Below are 17,308 nucleotides of genomic sequence, written 5' to 3' on the forward strand. Positions count from 1 at the left end.
TTTTGTTTTTTTAACTACATAATCACTTTTATTTTTTCTCATATCTACCAAAAATGCTAATTTGAAGCCAATCATACCCAATTTTATCCATTATGAAATCCCAGTATTTTCTCTTTTTGGGAGCCTTACTAATCTTGGTAAGCTCCTGTCAAAAAGAGTCAAGTTTATTTGAATTAAAGTCTCCGGAATCTACCGGAATTGACTTTGCAAACAATATTGTAGAAACAGACTCCTTTAACATTCTCACCGATGAATACATATTTAATGGTGGAGGATTAGCCATCGCAGATTTTGATAATAATGGATATCCAGATGTTTTTTTTACTGGAAATCAAGTGCCTAATAAGCTTTTTTTAAATCAAGGAGGGTTTAAATTTAAAGACGTTTCTTCTGAGGCAGGCATTGAAGCTGCTAACAGGTGGTGTACCGGAACTACTGCTGTTGATATCAATCAAGATGGTTTGATGGATCTTTATGTGGCTGCTGCCATGATGAAAGGTGAAGAAGAACGCAATAATTTACTTTTTGTAAATCAAGGAGTTGATGCGAACGGAAAAGTAGTCTTCAAGGAAATGGCTTCCCAATATGGTATTGCTGATAGTGGTAATGGAATGGGGGCAGCTTTTATTGATTATGATCTAGATGGTGATTTGGATTTGTATGTTCTCAACAATGAGCAAAGCAGAGTTACCCCAAGTAATTATAAAGAGAAAATTGTAGATGGAAGTGCTATTAATAATGATGCATTCTATAGAAATAATGGAGATGGGACGTTTACCAATGTAACGCTAGAAGTAGGGATCACTATTGAAGGCTTTGGTTTAGGGTTGTTGATTGCTGATATCAACAATGATGGATGGCCCGATATACATGTTAGTAATGACTACGTCACTAATGACATTCTTTATATCAATAACCAAGATGGTACATTTTCAAATAAAATCAGCCAGGCTTTAAGACATCAAAGTCAATTCTCTATGGGATCAGATATCGCTGATTTTAATAATGATGGATTGCCTGATATTTTCACTTTAGACATGTTGGGGGAGGGGAATTATAGAAAGAAAACTACCATCGGAAATAATGTATATCAGACTTACATCAACAACGAGCAATGGGGTTACGAATACCAGTATGTAAGAAATATGTTACATATGAATAATGGACCCGACATGCCTTTTAGTGAAATTGGAATGATGGCTGGAGTATATCAGACAGACTGGAGTTGGGCGCCTTTGTTCGGTGATGTGGATAACGATGGGATGAGAGATCTGCTCGTCACCAATGGATTTCCAAGAGATATTACTGATAAGGATTTTGCAAATTATCGTGCAGATGTAGGAAGTATTGCTACTACGAGGCAATTATTGGATTCCATTCCTATTGTCAAAATTCCCAATTATGCGTTTAGAAATGTGGGCAATTTGGAATTTGAAGACACAGGAGCTGAATGGGGTTTGAGTAAACCTTCATTTTCAAACGGTGCTGCCTTAGTTGATTTTGATTTGGACGGGGATCTGGATTATGTGGTTAATAATATCAATGATCCAGCCTTTGTTTTTGAAAATAAACTTTCAGAAGAAAAAGAAAAAGGGAATTACCTACGGATTCAATTAAATGGAACTGCTGCAAATCCTCAAGGATTAGGGTCAAAATTAACGCTTGAGTTGAAAGACGGCACTACTTTATACCAAGAACAACAAGTTGTAAGAGGATATATGTCCTCCATTGATCCGATATTGCATTTTGGTCTTGGGGCTAATCCTGAGGTAGAAAAGTTAACGATTATTTGGCCTGACGGTAAATTGGAATCTCTTTCTAATGTATCCGGAAATCAGGTTATTACTTTGGATTATAAGAATGCTTCCAATGGGAAAGCAAATAGGGCAATTCTGAACTATCATGCTGGACCAACTTTATTTTCTGAAGTTTCAGCGTCATTAGGGATAAACTATACGCATCAAGAGGAGGATAAAGTAGATTTTTATATTCAGCGGACCATTCCTCATAAACTGACACAATATGGTCCTAGTTTGGCAGTGGGAGATATCAATGGAGATGGGATCGAAGATTTGTTGGTTGGATCTGCAAGTGGCTATTTTCCAAAAGCTTATTTTCAAAATCAAAGTGGTGAGTTTGAAGAGGTGGATATATTGAAGGGAGAAAATCCAGTCTTTGAAGAAATGGGTATGTTGCTGGTAGACATCGACAACGATTCAGATTTGGATTTATATTTAGTAAGTGGAAGTAATGAGTTTTTGCCTGAATCTGCGGAATATGGGGATCGATTATATCTAAATGATGGGCGTGGTGGATTTACACTTGACAAGAATTTTTCTTCTGTAAAAGCAAGTGGATCCACAGTCAGAGCGGCTGATTTCGATGGAGACGGTTTCTTGGATTTGTTTGTAGGTGGAAGAGCTCCAGTTTCCCAATATCCAATGCCTGAAAAGAGTTTTTTATTAAAAAACAACAATGGAAGTCTGGAAGATGTGACGGAAAATTTAGCGCCTGGTCTAAGAGAAATAGGAATGGTGACTGATGCAGTTTGGTCCGATATTGATTCAGATGGTCAAGTAGACCTGGTGGTAGTTGGAGAATTAATGGCGATCACCATATTCAAAAATACTAATGGAGAGTTTACCAAATTGGAAAGTTCGGGATTAGAGGACTATTTGGGTTGGTGGAACTCCATATCTACCGGAGATTTTGATCAAGATGGAGATACAGATTTTATAGTGGGGAATTTGGGTGCAAATAACCCGCATCACCCGAGTGAAGAGATGCCAGTTAAAGTCTATGCAAAAGACTTTGATAAAAATGGAAGTGTTGACCCAGTGACTTTTGCTTACTATAAAGATCGAGAAGGTAATTATAAATCGTATCCAAGTCATTTCTGGGGAGATTTATATGGTCAAAGCACCCTGTTTAGAAAGAAATACGAGCGTTACAAAACTTATGCTTTAAGTACAGAAGAAGATCTATTTACTCCCGAAGAGAAAGAAGGAGCGTTGATCTTAACTGGTAATTATGATAATTCGGCATATGTTGAAAACTTAGGAAACGGGCAGTTTAAGTTAAAAGCATTGCCTAGAATTGCTCAGGTAGGACCGGTTAATGGAGTTGTTTCTGAAGATTTTGATCAGGATGGGAATTTGGATGTTGCCTTAATTGGTAATGATTATGGAAATGAAATTTTTATCGGGAAACTTGATGCCCATATTGGCTTAATTCTTAAGGGAAATGGGCAGGGTGATTTTGAGCCAATGAAAGTTTTGGAAAGTGGATTTTTGGTGCCTGGAGATGGAAAAGCTTTAGTGAAAATACCTTCTGCTCAAGGCTCTCCACTGCTTGTTGCCTCTCAGAATAGAAGTGATTTAAAAGTATTTAAAACCCAAAGTCCGAAAGGGAAAAGTTTCAGTCCTGGATTAGGGGTCATGGCAGTATTGTTAGAACTAGAAAACGGAAAGACACAAAGAATAGAAACCACCTTTGGTTCTGGTTTTCTTTCTCAATCTACTCGTGAAATAGCCATTCCAAATGGTACAAAGGGAATTAAGACCATAGACTACCAAGGTGAAATGGAAATAATTGATCTTAACTCCCTGGATTAATGATTATTTGTAAAGTTTGTCCGGTTGAACCTCGCAGATCTCTACGATTAACTCAGCTACTTTGTTGGTGACATCTTCGAAATAAAGCCTTCCTTTTTCTGGGGAGGCTTTTTTTGGATTTCCAATTCCAGTATCCTCCGTTACTTCAGACCATTTCCGTTCGGCCCAAGCCCATTTTTCTCTCAATCCGGAAATCACTGATTTTTTTTCCGCTCCATTACCTGCCTCATTTAGAGGAGAAACTAAATGAGGTTGAAGGTGCATGATCAAGGAAGTTTCCATTTCATCAGCGTGATCTCCCTTTTCTTCAAAATATTTGGTTTTATCCAATGCTTGAAACCAATTGCAAGTGAATAATAGCATGTCGGGAAAACTAAGTCCTAATTCTCTGAGCATGGTTTTAAAATCATTGCCACCATGACTATTTACGATCAAGAGCTTTTTCACTCCCTGCCTGTCTAGAACAGTGATCAAATCTCTTAAAATGGCAAGTTGAGTACTAGGATTAAGATTCATGTCTAAGTAGATGTCAGACTGACCAGTATTCACTCCGAAAGGGATGGTAGGTAAAACCATTACCTTGGCTCCTTTTTCCCAGGCTTTTCTTCCGCTTTCCTCAGCAACTCCATCGGCCTCGTAAATGTCTGTACCATAAGGCAAGTGATAATTATGAGCTTCGGTAGCTCCCCATGGAAGAACAGCTAGTTCAAATCGATCGGATTTTAAATTTTTCCAACTTGCTTCTTTTAAAATATATGGTCTCATTTTGAGGGGTTTTAGCAATGAATTGACAGAAGGTTCACATTTTTAAAGGCAATTTTGATAATTTGAAGCCTCATTCGAAATTAAGTTTTATGTCTGAAAGAAGAAAGTTTATTAAGAAGTCCATTTTAGGTTCTGCGATTTTAGTTCCAGGGATTTCAGGTGCGTTTGCCAATTCCTCCAAAAAAGAATTAATAGGTGAAAAACCATTGATATTATCAACTTGGAATCATGGCTTGCCTGCCAATGCTGCTGCTATTTCAAAATTAAAAGAAACAGGAAGTATCCTAGATGCAGTGGAAGCTGGGGTAATGGATACCGAATTAGATATGGATAACCTTTCTGTCGGTCTACAAGGATTACCAGATAGAGAGGGGATTACCACTTTGGATGCCTCTATCATGACTGGAGATGGTTCTTGTGGATCAGTGGCGTTTGTTCGCCAGGTGAAACACCCAATTTCATTAGCCAGGGTGGTTATGGAGAAGACTCCACATGTCATGATCGTAGGTGAAGGGGCTAGACAGTTAGCTATTTCGGAAGGATTTCCAATAGAAAAAGAGGAGCTTAGCCCAAAGGCTAAGGAGGCCTATGAAAAATGGAAGGTAACCAGTAAATACAAGCCGGTGATCAATATTGAAAACCATGATACCATTGGTATGATTGGAATTGATAAAAATGGTCAAATGGCCGGAAGTTGTACCACAAGTGGACTTGCTTATAAGATGCACGGGAGAGTGGGAGATAGCCCAATTATCGGAGCAGGATTATACGTGGATAATGAGGTTGGAGCTGCCACCGCTACCGGACTTGGAGAAACTATTATCAGAGTATGTGGAAGTTTCTTAATCGTTGAGCTGATGAGACAAGGTAGGACTCCACAAGAAGCTTGTGAGGAGGCTGTCAGAAGACTTGTTTCTAAAAGCAAAAACATCAAAGATGTTCAGGCGGGATTCCTAGCGATCAATAAAGAAGGACAAGTAGGAGCTTATGCAATTCATCCAGGATTTAATTTCGCTCAAGGTACTTTAAGCTCCAATGCATTGATAGATTCAAAAAGCTACTTTTAAGATGGCGAAAATAACACTTGAAGCTCCCGTATTTAGTGTAGAAGCTGCTTTGGAGGCAGCAACTTATGGAGTAAATAGACTTGAATTATGTTCTAATTTTCCAGAAGGTGGAGAAACACCAAGTGCGGGCATGCTCAAGTTTCTAAAATCTGAAGTGGATATCCCGGTTTTTGTAATGATTAGGCCTAGTGGAGGTAATTTTGCTTATACACAAAAGGAGCTAATGGTTATGAAAAGGGATATTGAATTGCTTGGGGAGTTGGGGGCTGATGGGTTTGTATTTGGTGTTCTAACCAATGAAGGGAGTGTAAATGTTGCTGCTTGTGAAACATTAATCCGGACTGCCTCAGGTAGGCCTTGTACTTTCCATAGGGCATTTGATGCATTGTCAGATCAATTTGAAGCACTTGAAATAATTAAGAGCTTGGGGTTTCAAAGAATACTTACTTCAGGCGGTAAAAACTCAGTAACTGAGGGGTTGGATGTGATTCTTGCCTTAATTAATAAGGCAAATGGAGGAATTTCCATCATGCCTGGTGGAGGAACTAAGCCTGAACATGTTTCGGTTTTATCTAAAACTGGCCATTTAACAGATATCCACGCTTCATGTAAAACCTGGAAAAAAAGCCCAAACAACTATGTCAATCCAGATGTTTCTTTTTCTGATGACCCAGAAGCTTTCCTGAAAGATTTAAGGGTAGATCAAGAAACTGTATCCCAATTTTTAGATGCGATCGAATCTATATGAATTCTTTCCGTTTAATAGCCATTTATTCACTGATTCTGCTAGGAGCGGTTTTCTGTAAGCCGATTTCTGAGCGAAAACAACCTCCGCCAACGCTTGAGCAGCTAGCCTCCGAAGACTTAAATTTGAATGGAGAGCAATTAGCAAATGCATATTGTGCAACTTGTCATCTAAAGCCAGAGCCTCAGATTTTAGACAAATCTACATGGAAAGACAAAGTTCTGCCAGATATGAGGAAAAGGATGGGGCTTTATTTAGAAGAGGATTTTGGTACTATCATGCCCATTGATATGGATGTGCCAAAAGGGATTTATTCTGATATTCCTTTTATAAATAAAGATAATTGGGAAAAACTCAAGACCTATTATTTAGACAATGCGCCAGATATTCCCAACCCACAAGCTGATAAGGCCTCCATCAATTTAGGGGTTCCTGGTTTCGAAATAGTCCGGCCTAAATTCACAAACTTTTACCCTGATTTAGTTACACTTTTGAGAGTGGAACCTAGTTCTGGTAAACTTTGGTTGGGACATCGTTTCAAATCGATTTTTGTGCTAGATCCAAGTCGTAATTTTCAAATCTTGGATTCTATCGCGACAGATACCGCTCCAATAGATATTCATTGGGATAAGAGCTCCAATTCATTTGAATTGTTGACCATGGGGGTGATGGATCCCTCTAATGATTCCTCTGGGGTTGTAAATGAATTTTATAAATCAGGACAAGATTGGAAAAGTAAGCCCGTTTTGGAAAACCTGAAAAGACCAGTCAATCTGGAATATGCAGATTTTAATGGAGATGGGATACTGGATAAAGTAGTCTGCGAGTTTGGGAATCATGTTGGAGAGTTAAGTTTGTATCTATCGAATGGGGATCATTGGGAGAAACAGGTATTGAAAAATTCTCCAGGAGCTAGGAGGGTAGTCATTGAGGATTTGGATGATGATGGTGATTTGGATATTCTAGTTTTAATGACACAAGCAAATGAAGGTTTTTTTGCTTTCTTAAATCAAGGGGAGGGAGAATTTAGAGAAAAGATCTTATTAAGATTTCATCCAGCATTTGGATCAAGTGATTTCCAATTTCTGGATGTTAACCAAGACGGCCTAAAGGATCTTATTTTGGTCAATGGGGATAATGCGGATCTATCTCAGGTTTTGAAAAGCTTTCATGGAGTGAGAATCTTTTTAAACCAAGGTGATTTAGATTTTGAACCTTCTTGGTTTTATCCCATGCATGGGGCGAGTGGCCTTGAAATAGATGATTTTGATCAAGATGGAGATCAAGATTTTTTTGTACTCTCATTTTTTCCAGATCAAAATCAAAGCCCAAAACAAAACCTACTTTATTTTCAACAGAATGAGAAGATGGATTTTCAAGCTTATTCACCAGTAATTGAAGAGGATTCACATTGGCTTACAATGACCAAAGGGGATTTAGATGCCGATGGTGACCTTGATTTGGTGGTGGGAGTTTTTGAATTTGATGATTTATATAAACAACCTCAGGAGGCATGGTCTCCTATTGTGGTTTTTAAAAATCAAAAGAAATAATATTTTGTTTTAAGTGTAAATATATTATCAATTTATTGAATATATAAGGATTAGTGATTTCTGTTTTGATAAATGCTAATTTTTCAGTAAATTATTTTTCACCTTAAAATTATTTCATCTATGGTAAAGAGTTTCCAAGGAGTAAGAATGGTGGAGCCCAAAAAATCTCCTGCAACCCAAATTTTAGTAAAAGATCATATGAGTACCAATTTGGTCACTTTTCATCCGGATGATACCATTGACAAGGTGTTGGACGTTTTGACTAAAAGGAAAATCTCCGGTGCCCCTGTTGTAGACGAATCAGGTGCTTTGATTGGAATTATTTCAGAGGTGGATTGTTTAAAAGAAATAATAAAAGGCAAGTATACCAATACTCCAAAATTCCCTGGTAAAGTGAAAGAGCATATGAGTACCGATGTGATTACCTTAGGTCAGGAATTATCGCTTTTTGATGCTGCACAAAAGTTTTTGGAACTAAAAATCAGGAGATTTCCAGTATTGAAAGATGGAGTGTTAATTGGTCAAATAAGTTTAAGTGATGTCATAAGGGCTTTTCCTAAACTCAAACAAACAACCTGGTAGAAATAGAAAGCGCCCCCATATAATACTTATGGGGGCGCTTTCATTTTGATTTTTTATTTGGATAAGTGCAAGGCTCTCTCTACATCTTCAATAATATCATCCACATGTTCTAGTCCTACGGATAGTCTTACGAGTCCATCAGAAATCCCGACTCTTGCCCGTTCTTCTACCGATAATTTGCTATGGGTAGTAGAAGCCGGGTGAGTAATAATACTTCTACTATCCCCTAGATTGGCAGTAATTGAAATCATTTGAAGATGATCAATAAATTTCCTTGCACGCTCTTCTCCACCTTTTACGGTCAAAGTAATAATGCCTCCACCATGTTTCATTTGTTTGATGGCCAAATGATGTTGGGGATGTGATTTTAAGAAAGGATATTTTACGTTTTCTAATTCTGAATTCCCTTCAAAATACTGGGCAGTCTTTAAAGCGTTTTCGCAATGTCTGTCCATTCTCACCCCCAGGGTTTCCATACTTTTGGAAAGTATCCAAGCATTAAATGGGGAAATAGCAGGCCCAGTATGTCTGGTGAAAAACTGCACTTCCTTCATTAATTCTGCGGTTCCAAGAATCAAGCCTCCAAGCACTCTTCCCTGACCATCAATATATTTCGTGGCACTATGGGTGACAATATGTGCGCCCCATTTAGCGGGTTGTTGTAAATAAGGAGTAGCAAAACAATTGTCCACTACCAATATCAGATTATGTACCTTGGCGAAGTTGCCCGCCCATTCCAAATCAATAATTTCCAGTCCAGGGTTGGACGGAGTCTCAATAAAAAGCATTTTGGTGTTAGGCTGCACTAACTTTTCCCAGTTGTCAATATCAGAAATATCCCCATAAGTTGAGGTGATGCCCCATTTAGGAAATACTCGAGTTAACAATTGGTGCGTAGACCCGAACAAAGATCTTGATGCTAGGACATGATCTCCCTGTTGTAATAAAGAAGCAATACTTCCAAACATGGCTGCCATTCCAGATGCTGTGGCAATACCCATCTCAGTACCTTCTGCTGCACAGATTTTCTCAATTAGATCGCTTGAATTGGGATTGGCATATCTTGAATAAATATTACCCTGTATCTCTTCAGAAAAGGTAGCTCTTGCTTCTTCGGCAGATTCAAATGTAAAGCTGGAAGTAAGGTAAATCGGAGCTGAATGCTCCTTTTGATTCGATTTCGACGGAGTGATTCGGATGGAATTAGTTTCAAAATGCTTGCTCATCACGGAATGCCTTATTTATTGGTATGACATAGATAGGCTCTAGTTAGTTTGAGAAAGTCAAACCAAAAGCGGTCAAATCGAACTAAAAAGGGGATTTTTGTTTTTAAAGCCAATTTATAGTTCCCGCTAAGGGTAGGACTTGGCACCTTTCCGCCCAAGGGGGATGGTTGCCAGAGGGTCAATGAGCCTATTCTCTCGCCTCTTCTTTATAAATCAGTTGCCTGAAGTGATACAAAGTAAACCCGTGTTTCGGGTATTTCCAAATCTATTGATTTAATTATTGTATTGATTCATCGTTCGTTCGATTCCTATCGTACAAAATGACAATATCATCTCGATGGCTTTATCCATGATGAGAGGAAGTTCTATAAATTCATCTTGCGTAAACTTGCCTAACACATAATCGACCTGCCTTCCTTTTGGATAATCATCCCCAATACCCATTCTCAATCGGGGGTAGTTTTGTCCCCCAGTCAGTGCTTCAATATTTTTCAGGCCATTATGCCCGGCAGCACTACCCTTTGGTTTCATTCGAAGACTTCCAAAAGGAATGGCTACATCATCAACCAGAACCAAGACATTTTCTTTGGGGATATTCAGTTCCTTCATCCAGTAGTTCATGGCTTTCCCACTGAGGTTCATATAGGTAGTAGGCTTGATCAAGTGGATGGACCTTCCTTTGTATTTAAATTCTGATTTAAAGGCAAGTCGATTACTTTCCCAAGAAATGGATTCTTTGTCTGCGAGCCGATCTACAGTAAGAAAACCAATATTATGTCGAGTCAATTCGTATTCAGGCCCGATATTTCCCAAGCCTACAATGAGGTATTTCATAAGAGGGGTTGATCAATGCGTAAAAATAAAAAATCCTGCCCGTTTTAAAGGGCAGGATTTCTGTGTTGATGCTATGAAGATTAAGCTTCTTCAGTTTTCTTTCCTCTAAGTGCTCTTGGAATACCGATCGTAACAAGAGAAACATTAGGGCTAGTTAGGATTTCGAATCCATCAGCTGATAATTCAGCTACTTTGAAAGATTTACCTAAATCAAGGTTTGAAATATCTGCTTCGATAAAATCAGGAAGTTGAGATGCCAATCCTTTTACTTTAAGCTTTCTTGTTTTGAATTCAAGCTTACCACCTTTTGCGATACCTGGAGAGTTACCAACAACTTTTACAGGAATTTCAAATTTGATTGGCTTGTCTTCAGTATAAGCCATGAAATCTGCATGAAGCAAAGTTTCACTTACTGGGTGGAATTGCGCATCTTTCAAAACAGCCTTTACGATTGTTCCTTCAATGTTCAATTCTACTAAATGTACTTCTGGAGTGTAAATCAAATCTCTAAACAAAATGATTGGAGAAGAGAAGTGGATTTGCTCAGGAATACCTGGTCCATAAACTACACAGGGAACATTGCCGCTTTCTCTGATTTCATTTAGAGAGGCACTGTCGAGATTTGCTCTTTTAAACCCTATAATCTCAAGTGTTTTCATAAGATATATATTTAATAAAATTGGTTCTTAAATGAATAAAGAACTGATAGAAGTGTGACCCGTTACCGCATGTATAGCTTTGGCAAATAAGTCTGCTACTGTCAATACTTTAATTTTTGAAGATTTTTGTTTTAAAGGGATGGTGTCTGTGATCACCAATTCTTCCAAAACTGAATTTTCAATATTTTCATAAGCCTTTCCAGAAAGAACGCCATGAGTTACTATGGCTCTTACGGAAGTAGCTCCTTTTTCCATGATGATTTGAGCTGCTTTGCACAAGGTTCCGGCAGTATCCACCAAATCATCCACTAAAATCACGTCTTTCCCTTCAACATCCCCGATTACCTGCATTGAAGCAATTTCATTGGCTCTTTTTCTGTGCTTATCACAGACTACCATTTCCACTTCAAAGTGCTTAGCATAGGCTCTTGCTCTTGCAACTCCCCCGACATCTGGTGCCGCGAAAATCATGTTGTTTAAGCTGAGTCCGCTCAAATAGGGCACAAAGATAGCTGATCCATTCAAGTGATCCAAAGGTAGGTCAAAAAAACCTTGAATTTGTCCAGCATGTAGGTCGCAAGTCATAATCCTGTCTGCTCCTGCTGAGGTAATCATATTGGCAATTGCTTTCGCTGCAATGGAAACCCTTGGACGGTCTTTTCTATCTTGTCTGGCATATCCAAAGTAAGGAATAACAGCACATACCTTATAAGCACTTGCTCGCTTAGCAGCATCTATCATTAGGCAAAGTTCCAAAAGATTGTCACTTGGTGGGTTCGTGCTCTGGATTAAAAACACAGTGCATCCTCGAATTGACTCATCAAAGCTTGGAGACATTTCCCCATCGCTGAATTTTGACATGGTTAGATCGCCAAGTTTTTTACCGTAGTTTTTTGCTATTTTTTCTGCTAAAACAAGGCTGTTTCCGCCTGAGAAGATTTTGACTTCGGACATATTCGGTGGTTTATTCGGAGAAGAAAGAAAGGTTTCAGAGGCAAAAATAGTAAAAATTGATGGTAAGGCTAAATCAAATGGAATTCATTCAAAATATATGTTTGCAAAGACTTTATTTGATTGGAATTTTCATTCTTTAATCAAGATGAAATAGACTTTAGGGACCTGATTTCTGAAGGGTCTCTTGTACAACCCTCCGTTTGCCCATGTTTATCATTCCAAATAAAACTTAATTTTTGGTCTTGTTTCGATCTGAAAATCGATGATTTATTTTAAAAATTTGAAATTTTTCTATTTCAATTAAACTTCATTGACGTATAGTTCCGATCCTGTAAAAAAAGACAGAAAGTATGTAAGTGGAATGCAAACCTTTTTTTTTCATAGTATTTTAGAAATGGTTTAATCAACCATCAACCAAAAATTATCACATGAAAAAACGTTTTACGCTCTTTACATTACTATTGAGCATTTGGTCATTTGGACTTTTTGCTCAATCCATCCCAACACCTAAATCTCATTTTGGGTTTGATATTGGTGATGATTATAAGCTAGCCACCTTCTCTCAATCAGAAGAATATTTTAAAAAAGTTGCTGATGCCAGTGACCGAGTAAAATTGGTAGAGATAGGAAAAACGGAGTATGGAAGATCCCATCCCATGATGATCGTAACTGCTCCCGCCAATTTCGAAAAATTAGATCGATATAAGGAAATTTCCCAAACCCTTGCTCGTGCTGAAATAACCAAAGAAGAGGCAGAGAGCCTGGTAATTGAAGGAAAACCAGTAGTTTGGATTGATGGAGGTCTTCATTCTACGGAAGTGGTAGGTCCCCATCAATTAATCGAAACGTTGTATCAATTGGCTTCCAGAACTGATGAGGAGACCATGAAGATTTTGGATAATGTTATTATCCTTTTGGTTCATGCCAATCCTGACGGAATGGAGATTGTTTCTGATTGGTACATGAGTGAGGAAGACCCCGAAAAAAGAAATCAGAATATTCCCATCCTTTATCAGAAATATGTTGGGCATGATAATAACAGGGATTTTTACATGAATAATATGAGTGAGGCGGCAAATATGTCACTTCAACAATATGTAGAATGGATCCCTCAGATTATTTACAATCACCACCAATCTGGACCAGCAGGGACAGTAGTGGCAGGACCTCCTTATAGAGATCCCTTCAACCATGTTTTTGATCCGCTAATTATTACCAGTTTAGATGGAGTAGGGGCTGCCATGATCAATAGATTACATCAAGAAGATAAACCAGGTTATACCAGATTAGACGGTTCAGTTTTTTCAACTTGGTGGAATGGAGGCCTAAGAACTACTCCTTACTATCATAACATCATCGGGATTTTGACTGAAATTATTGGTAGTCCGACCCCTTCTTCTGTTCCATTGGTTCCGGATAGATTAATTCCTAATAATGGTACTCCTTACCCAGTGGCTCCACAAGATTGGCACTTTAGAAGATCCATCGACTACTCTGTATCTCTCAACTATGCCATCCTAAACCATGCAGTAAGACATGGAGACGAATTGCTTTACAACATCTATTTGATGGGTAGGAATTCAATTGAAAAGGGGAGCAAGGACAACTGGACCATGTATCCAAAATATGCCAAAGCCGTACAGGATGCATTTCAAGCTTCCCAAAAGAAAAAATCTGAGGAAGATGAGGATGCAGTTTATTTTGGCTTTAGATCTGGAATCCCAAAACAGTTTTATGACTCCGTTTACCAAGACCCTGACAGAAGAGACCCAAGAGGTTATATTTTGTCTGCAGATCAGCCAGATTTCCCAACTGCGATTAAATTCTTGAATGCATTGATAAAGTCAGGGATTTTAGTTCATAAAGCGACGGCAGATTTCACAGTAAATGGGAAGTCTTATCCGGCGGGATCCTACATTGTGAAGACGGATCAGGCTTTTAGACCTCATGTGATTGACATGTTCGAGCCTCAAGACCATCCGAATGATTTCTTGTACCCAGGAGGACCTCCTATTAGACCTTATGATGCTGCAGGTTGGACTTTAGCTTACCAAATGGGTTCTGAGGTAGATCGAATCATGGATGATTTTGACGGGCCTTTTGAGCGAATGCCGTATGGTGAATTATTGACTCCGGAGTCAAAAGATTTGGTCAATGGCTCAGGATACCTGCTCGATGCAAGAGGAAATAATAGCTTTATGGCTGTAAATGACTTGCTTCAAGCGAAAGTCAAAGTATACAGAACTACTTCTCCGGTAAATGGGTTGCCTGCGGGCTCATTTTACGTAGGGGGAGCTGGTAAAAAAGTCCTTGAAAAAGCTGCAAGTGAATATGGTGTGTATCCTATTGCCACGAAGCAACCCTCAGGAGCAACTGAAATCAAGCCCGCAAGAATTGGTCTTTTTGATTATTACGGAGGCTCTATGCCTTCCGGTTGGGTAAGATGGATGATGGAACAATTTCATTTCCCATTTGAATTAGTTTTCCCTCAAGAAATTGATAATGGCAATTTAAATGATAAATATGACGTTCTATTATTTATAGGTCCAGGAATCCCTAGTCAGAATTCCAGAGGATACAGTAGAAGACAACCTGATGCAGAAGATGTTCCTGAAGAGTATCGTCATATGCTTGGGGGGATTTCCACTAGCAAGTCTATTCCTCAGCTAAAGGAGTTTATTTCCAATGGCGGAAAAGTAATTGCGGTAGGTAGCGCGACGGATTTGGCTTATCACTTGGACCTTCCTGTGGAGGATGCGTTAACGGAAATTGGCCCTAATGGAAAGGCTATTTCCCTAAGTGGTGAAAAATATTACATTCCTGGTTCTGTATTGGAGATGAATATAGATACAAATTCTCCAGCGAATTATGGAATGGGAGAAACCGCTTATATCATGTTCAATCGAAGTCCCGTGTTCAAGTTGGCTCCAAATGCTGCAAAAATGGGAGTGAAGCCTATTGCTTGGTTTGGAGAAGAGGAACCATTGAGAAGTGGATGGGCTTGGGGACAATCCTATCTGAAAAATGGGGTGACTGCATTTGAGGCACAGATAGGTAAAGGAAAACTGTTTGCTTTTGGTCCTGAGATTACCTTTAGAGCTCAATCTCATGGTACCTTCAAACTTTTATTTAATGGATTATATAAATAGCAATATAATCAGGCGTTAAGTTTTAAAAGCTGTCCTTTTGGGGCAGCTTTTTTTTATTAAACTTAGCGGAGTGATTTTTAGTAAAGGGAGTAGGAGGAGTTGACAGATGATCCTGAGTTCCCCTTTTAGTATAAAAAAAATAGAACTGAATGGATATTTACATGGAATATGTGAATGCCGAATTAGGGCTTTGGCTTTTTAAAATGAAAAAGAAGTCGGGTTTGTTTGGTAAAATCACACATGGGGTGCAAAAGAAAGTAAATAACTGGATTCCTGATAAAGTTCATCGAGTGATTACCACGGCGATTGAAAATATGGTAAAGCTCGTTATTTCTGGTTCAACCTTAATTCGTCCAAAAATTAAAAATGAATTAAGCCTGAAAGAAAGGGAGTCCAAGGTTAGGAGTAGAATAAAATGGTATAGAAATACGGCCTCAGTGGAGGGGGCTATCACAGGAGCTGGAGGAATATTACTCGGGTTTGCGGATTTTCCAGCATTTCTTACTATCAAAATGAAAATGCTCTTCGATATCGCGTCTATTTATGGGTTTGATACCAAAGATTTTCAAGAGCGCCTTTTTTTACTTTATGTGTTTCAATTGAGCTTTTCATCTCAACAAAGGAGGAATGATTTAATAGGGTTGATTGAGGACTGGGATAATTACAAGGATACTCTACCAAAGGATTTAAATGAGTTTGACTGGAAAACCTTTCAGTTGGATTATCGGGATTATATAGACCTGGCCAAATTGGCTCAGTTAGTTCCTCTGGTTGGTGCTGGGGTAGGGGCCATCGCCAATTATAAACTAACGGAGCAGCTAGGTAAAACTGCTATGAATGCATTTAGATTAAGAATTTTGAAATCATATAATTAGACAGATGGGAGAGATGATCGCAGAAAACGCATGTCTTGAAATATTGGAATCTCATATCAGCACTTTCTTAAAGATGGCGGTGAGTGATTTTGAAATGATATCTGCCCATTTTACTTCGGAGAATATTAATTCAAAGGTTTTTCTTCAGGCTCCGGGAGGAATGTGCAAATTTGAGTACTTCGTCGTAAAAGGATTACTTCAGCACTCTTACATGGATGAATCTGGAAAAGAGTTTACCCTGTCATTTCCTCATGAGAACTGGTGGGCTGGAGATTTTAAAAGCTTCAAACATGAATTACCAACGGATAAGTCTTTGATTTCATTAGAGCCAACGTGTGTGTTGAAAATTTCAAGACCTGATTTTTTGTATCTGCTCGAAAATTCCCTCGTTTTTGAACGATACATTGCAAAGCTTAGTGAAAATAATAGCATTAAAATGCAAGAGAGGGTTCTGGCCGACATGTCATCCAATTTGGAAGAAAAGGTTGGAGCTTTTTATCAAAACAATCCTTTGCTTGTATCAAGGCTTTCCCAGAAGAGAATTGCTAGTTTTTTAGGGGTAAGTCAAGAACATCTAAGTAAAGTCCTCAATAAGAGAAAAGAATTGCCACCAATTGACCAATCTTAATTTTTTCAGATTTTCTAATTCTTAGGATTGTGTTCACATAAACAAAATCCTAATGGAAAAGCAACATAAAAATCTTGAATTGATTCAATCTTTCTTCATTGCTTATAATCAAAAAGACATGGAGGCTTTGGGAAATATTTTGGACTCAGAAATAACTTGGAATATACCAGGAGAGCATCCTTTAAGTGGTTTAAAGAAAGGGGTAGAGGAAGTTCTGGATTACTTCAAAGAAATGGAATATTATCAATTTCAGGCTGCAAACCTTGTTTTAGGGGTAAATGAATCATTTGTCGTGGATTGCCATCAAAATTGGACTGATTTCAATGGGAAAAGGTTCGAGGTCATGTCCTGCTTATTATGGAAGATACAAGGAGGGAAAATAAAAGAAGTTCACAATTTTCCAGGTGATCAAAAAGCAGTGAATGATTTTTTCATCACGAATGGTAGGTAGGCTAATTCTTTAGGGTTTCCTGAGATTTAATTCCTCCAAAATGAAAAAAGCCCTAAATCTTTCGAATTAGGGCTTTTGTTGGTCTACTAGGGCTCGAACCTAGACTCTTCTGAACCAAAATCAGACGTGTTGCCAGTTACACCATAGACCAGTTTTAATTGATACTCCTTGTGGGTGTCTCTTAAAGTGTCACAAAGGTAGATTTT

At 38.4% G+C, this 17,308-nt stretch carries 14 protein-coding genes, 1 tRNA gene and 1 riboswitch; of the genes, 9 read left to right on the forward strand and 6 right to left on the reverse strand.

Annotated features, from left to right (window positions below; all coding sequences use genetic code 11):
• Positions 1–92: 92 nt before the first annotated feature.
• Entirely contained in the window at positions 93–3,614 is a 3,522-nt protein-coding gene (locus BUR11_RS18515) for a VCBS repeat-containing protein (RefSeq protein ID WP_074226500.1), read from the forward strand.
• A gap of 3 nt (positions 3,615–3,617) precedes the next feature.
• Here the strand turns inward: BUR11_RS18515 and BUR11_RS18520 are convergent, their stop codons facing one another.
• Positions 3,618–4,379, reverse strand: a complete 762-nt coding sequence (locus BUR11_RS18520) for a creatininase family protein (protein ID WP_074226501.1) — start codon at positions 4,377–4,379, stop codon at positions 3,618–3,620.
• An 89-nt stretch (positions 4,380–4,468) separates the two neighbouring features.
• On the opposite strand from BUR11_RS18520, the gene BUR11_RS18525 reads away from it, so the two are divergent.
• The 4 genes from BUR11_RS18525 to BUR11_RS18540 all read left to right on the forward strand — a co-directional run bounded on the left by BUR11_RS18525 (position 4,469) and on the right by BUR11_RS18540 (position 8,326).
• Positions 4,469–5,446, forward strand: coding sequence for a N(4)-(beta-N-acetylglucosaminyl)-L-asparaginase (locus BUR11_RS18525; protein WP_074226502.1), 978 nt, complete (start codon positions 4,469–4,471; stop codon positions 5,444–5,446).
• A gap of 1 nt (position 5,447) precedes the next feature.
• The gene (locus tag BUR11_RS18530; RefSeq protein ID WP_074226503.1) at positions 5,448–6,194 is read left to right on the forward strand and encodes a copper homeostasis protein CutC; all 747 of its coding nucleotides are present in this window, start codon (positions 5,448–5,450) and stop codon (positions 6,192–6,194) included.
• Positions 6,191–7,744, forward strand: coding sequence for an FG-GAP-like repeat-containing protein (locus BUR11_RS18535; RefSeq protein ID WP_084561065.1), 1,554 nt, complete (start codon positions 6,191–6,193; stop codon positions 7,742–7,744). Before BUR11_RS18530 ends, BUR11_RS18535 begins: the two co-directional genes overlap by 4 nt.
• A 120-nt stretch (positions 7,745–7,864) precedes the next feature.
• Positions 7,865–8,326 (forward strand): CBS domain-containing protein, encoded by a 462-nt coding sequence (locus BUR11_RS18540; protein ID WP_074226504.1) that lies wholly within the window; start codon positions 7,865–7,867, stop codon positions 8,324–8,326.
• 53 nt (positions 8,327–8,379) lie between these two features.
• On the opposite strand, the gene BUR11_RS18545 is transcribed toward BUR11_RS18540, so the two are convergent.
• The 4 genes from BUR11_RS18545 to BUR11_RS18560 form a co-directional block, all read right to left on the reverse strand.
• Positions 8,380–9,552: a trans-sulfuration enzyme family protein gene (locus BUR11_RS18545; protein ID WP_074226505.1), complete on the reverse strand. Its 1,173-nt coding sequence runs from the start codon at positions 9,550–9,552 to the stop codon at positions 8,380–8,382.
• A gap of 111 nt (positions 9,553–9,663) precedes the next feature.
• Positions 9,664–9,767: riboswitch (SAM riboswitch) on the reverse strand.
• 58 nt (positions 9,768–9,825) lie between these two features.
• On the reverse strand, positions 9,826–10,386 hold the full coding sequence (gene pth, locus BUR11_RS18550) for an aminoacyl-tRNA hydrolase (RefSeq protein WP_074226506.1): 561 nt from the start codon (positions 10,384–10,386) through the stop codon (positions 9,826–9,828).
• A gap of 80 nt (positions 10,387–10,466) precedes the next feature.
• Positions 10,467–11,045: a 50S ribosomal protein L25/general stress protein Ctc gene (locus BUR11_RS18555; RefSeq protein WP_074226507.1), complete on the reverse strand. Its 579-nt coding sequence runs from the start codon at positions 11,043–11,045 to the stop codon at positions 10,467–10,469.
• 27 nt (positions 11,046–11,072) lie between these two features.
• Positions 11,073–11,999 (reverse strand): ribose-phosphate pyrophosphokinase, encoded by a 927-nt coding sequence (locus tag BUR11_RS18560; RefSeq protein ID WP_074226508.1) that lies wholly within the window; start codon positions 11,997–11,999, stop codon positions 11,073–11,075.
• A 428-nt stretch (positions 12,000–12,427) separates the two neighbouring features.
• On the opposite strand from BUR11_RS18560, the gene BUR11_RS18565 reads away from it, so the two are divergent.
• The 4 genes from BUR11_RS18565 (at position 12,428) to BUR11_RS18580 (ending at position 17,102) form a co-directional block, all read left to right on the forward strand.
• Positions 12,428–15,148, forward strand: coding sequence for a M14 family metallopeptidase (locus BUR11_RS18565; protein ID WP_074226509.1), 2,721 nt, complete (start codon positions 12,428–12,430; stop codon positions 15,146–15,148).
• A gap of 149 nt (positions 15,149–15,297) precedes the next feature.
• The gene (locus BUR11_RS18570; RefSeq protein WP_074226510.1) at positions 15,298–16,023 is read left to right on the forward strand and encodes an EcsC family protein; all 726 of its coding nucleotides are present in this window, start codon (positions 15,298–15,300) and stop codon (positions 16,021–16,023) included.
• Between the two features lie 4 nt (positions 16,024–16,027).
• Entirely contained in the window at positions 16,028–16,651 is a 624-nt protein-coding gene (locus BUR11_RS18575; RefSeq protein WP_074226511.1) for a Crp/Fnr family transcriptional regulator, read from the forward strand.
• 52 nt (positions 16,652–16,703) lie between these two features.
• The gene (locus BUR11_RS18580) at positions 16,704–17,102 is read left to right on the forward strand and encodes a nuclear transport factor 2 family protein (RefSeq protein WP_074226512.1); all 399 of its coding nucleotides are present in this window, start codon (positions 16,704–16,706) and stop codon (positions 17,100–17,102) included.
• Positions 17,103–17,180: 78 nt separating this feature from the next.
• Here the strand turns inward: BUR11_RS18580 and BUR11_RS18585 are convergent.
• Positions 17,181–17,253, reverse strand: a tRNA-Gln gene (locus tag BUR11_RS18585).
• Between the last annotated feature and the right edge of the window lie 55 nt (positions 17,254–17,308).

Source organism: Algoriphagus halophilus, assembly GCF_900129785.1.
GTDB lineage: Bacteria > Bacteroidota > Bacteroidia > Cytophagales > Cyclobacteriaceae > Algoriphagus > Algoriphagus halophilus.

Coding starts and splice junctions, on each gene's coding strand:
- BUR11_RS18545 (WP_074226505.1), bottom strand. CDS start 9,552: ATGAGCAAGCATTTTGAAACTAATTCCATCCGAATCACTCCGTCGAAA.
- BUR11_RS18555 (WP_074226507.1), bottom strand. CDS start 11,045: ATGAAAACACTTGAGATTATAGGGTTTAAAAGAGCAAATCTCGACAGT.
- BUR11_RS18535 (WP_084561065.1), top strand. CDS start 6,191: ATGAATTCTTTCCGTTTAATAGCCATTTATTCACTGATTCTGCTAGGA.
- BUR11_RS18580 (WP_074226512.1), top strand. CDS start 16,704: ATGGAAAAGCAACATAAAAATCTTGAATTGATTCAATCTTTCTTCATT.
- BUR11_RS18530 (WP_074226503.1), top strand. CDS start 5,448: ATGGCGAAAATAACACTTGAAGCTCCCGTATTTAGTGTAGAAGCTGCT.
- BUR11_RS18520 (WP_074226501.1), bottom strand. CDS start 4,379: ATGAGACCATATATTTTAAAAGAAGCAAGTTGGAAAAATTTAAAATCC.
- BUR11_RS18560 (WP_074226508.1), bottom strand. CDS start 11,999: ATGTCCGAAGTCAAAATCTTCTCAGGCGGAAACAGCCTTGTTTTAGCA.
- BUR11_RS18515 (WP_074226500.1), top strand. CDS start 93: ATGAAATCCCAGTATTTTCTCTTTTTGGGAGCCTTACTAATCTTGGTA.
- BUR11_RS18525 (WP_074226502.1), top strand. CDS start 4,469: ATGTCTGAAAGAAGAAAGTTTATTAAGAAGTCCATTTTAGGTTCTGCG.
- BUR11_RS18565 (WP_074226509.1), top strand. CDS start 12,428: ATGAAAAAACGTTTTACGCTCTTTACATTACTATTGAGCATTTGGTCA.
- BUR11_RS18575 (WP_074226511.1), top strand. CDS start 16,028: ATGGGAGAGATGATCGCAGAAAACGCATGTCTTGAAATATTGGAATCT.
- pth (WP_074226506.1), bottom strand. CDS start 10,386: ATGAAATACCTCATTGTAGGCTTGGGAAATATCGGGCCTGAATACGAA.
- BUR11_RS18540 (WP_074226504.1), top strand. CDS start 7,865: ATGGTAAAGAGTTTCCAAGGAGTAAGAATGGTGGAGCCCAAAAAATCT.
- BUR11_RS18570 (WP_074226510.1), top strand. CDS start 15,298: ATGGATATTTACATGGAATATGTGAATGCCGAATTAGGGCTTTGGCTT.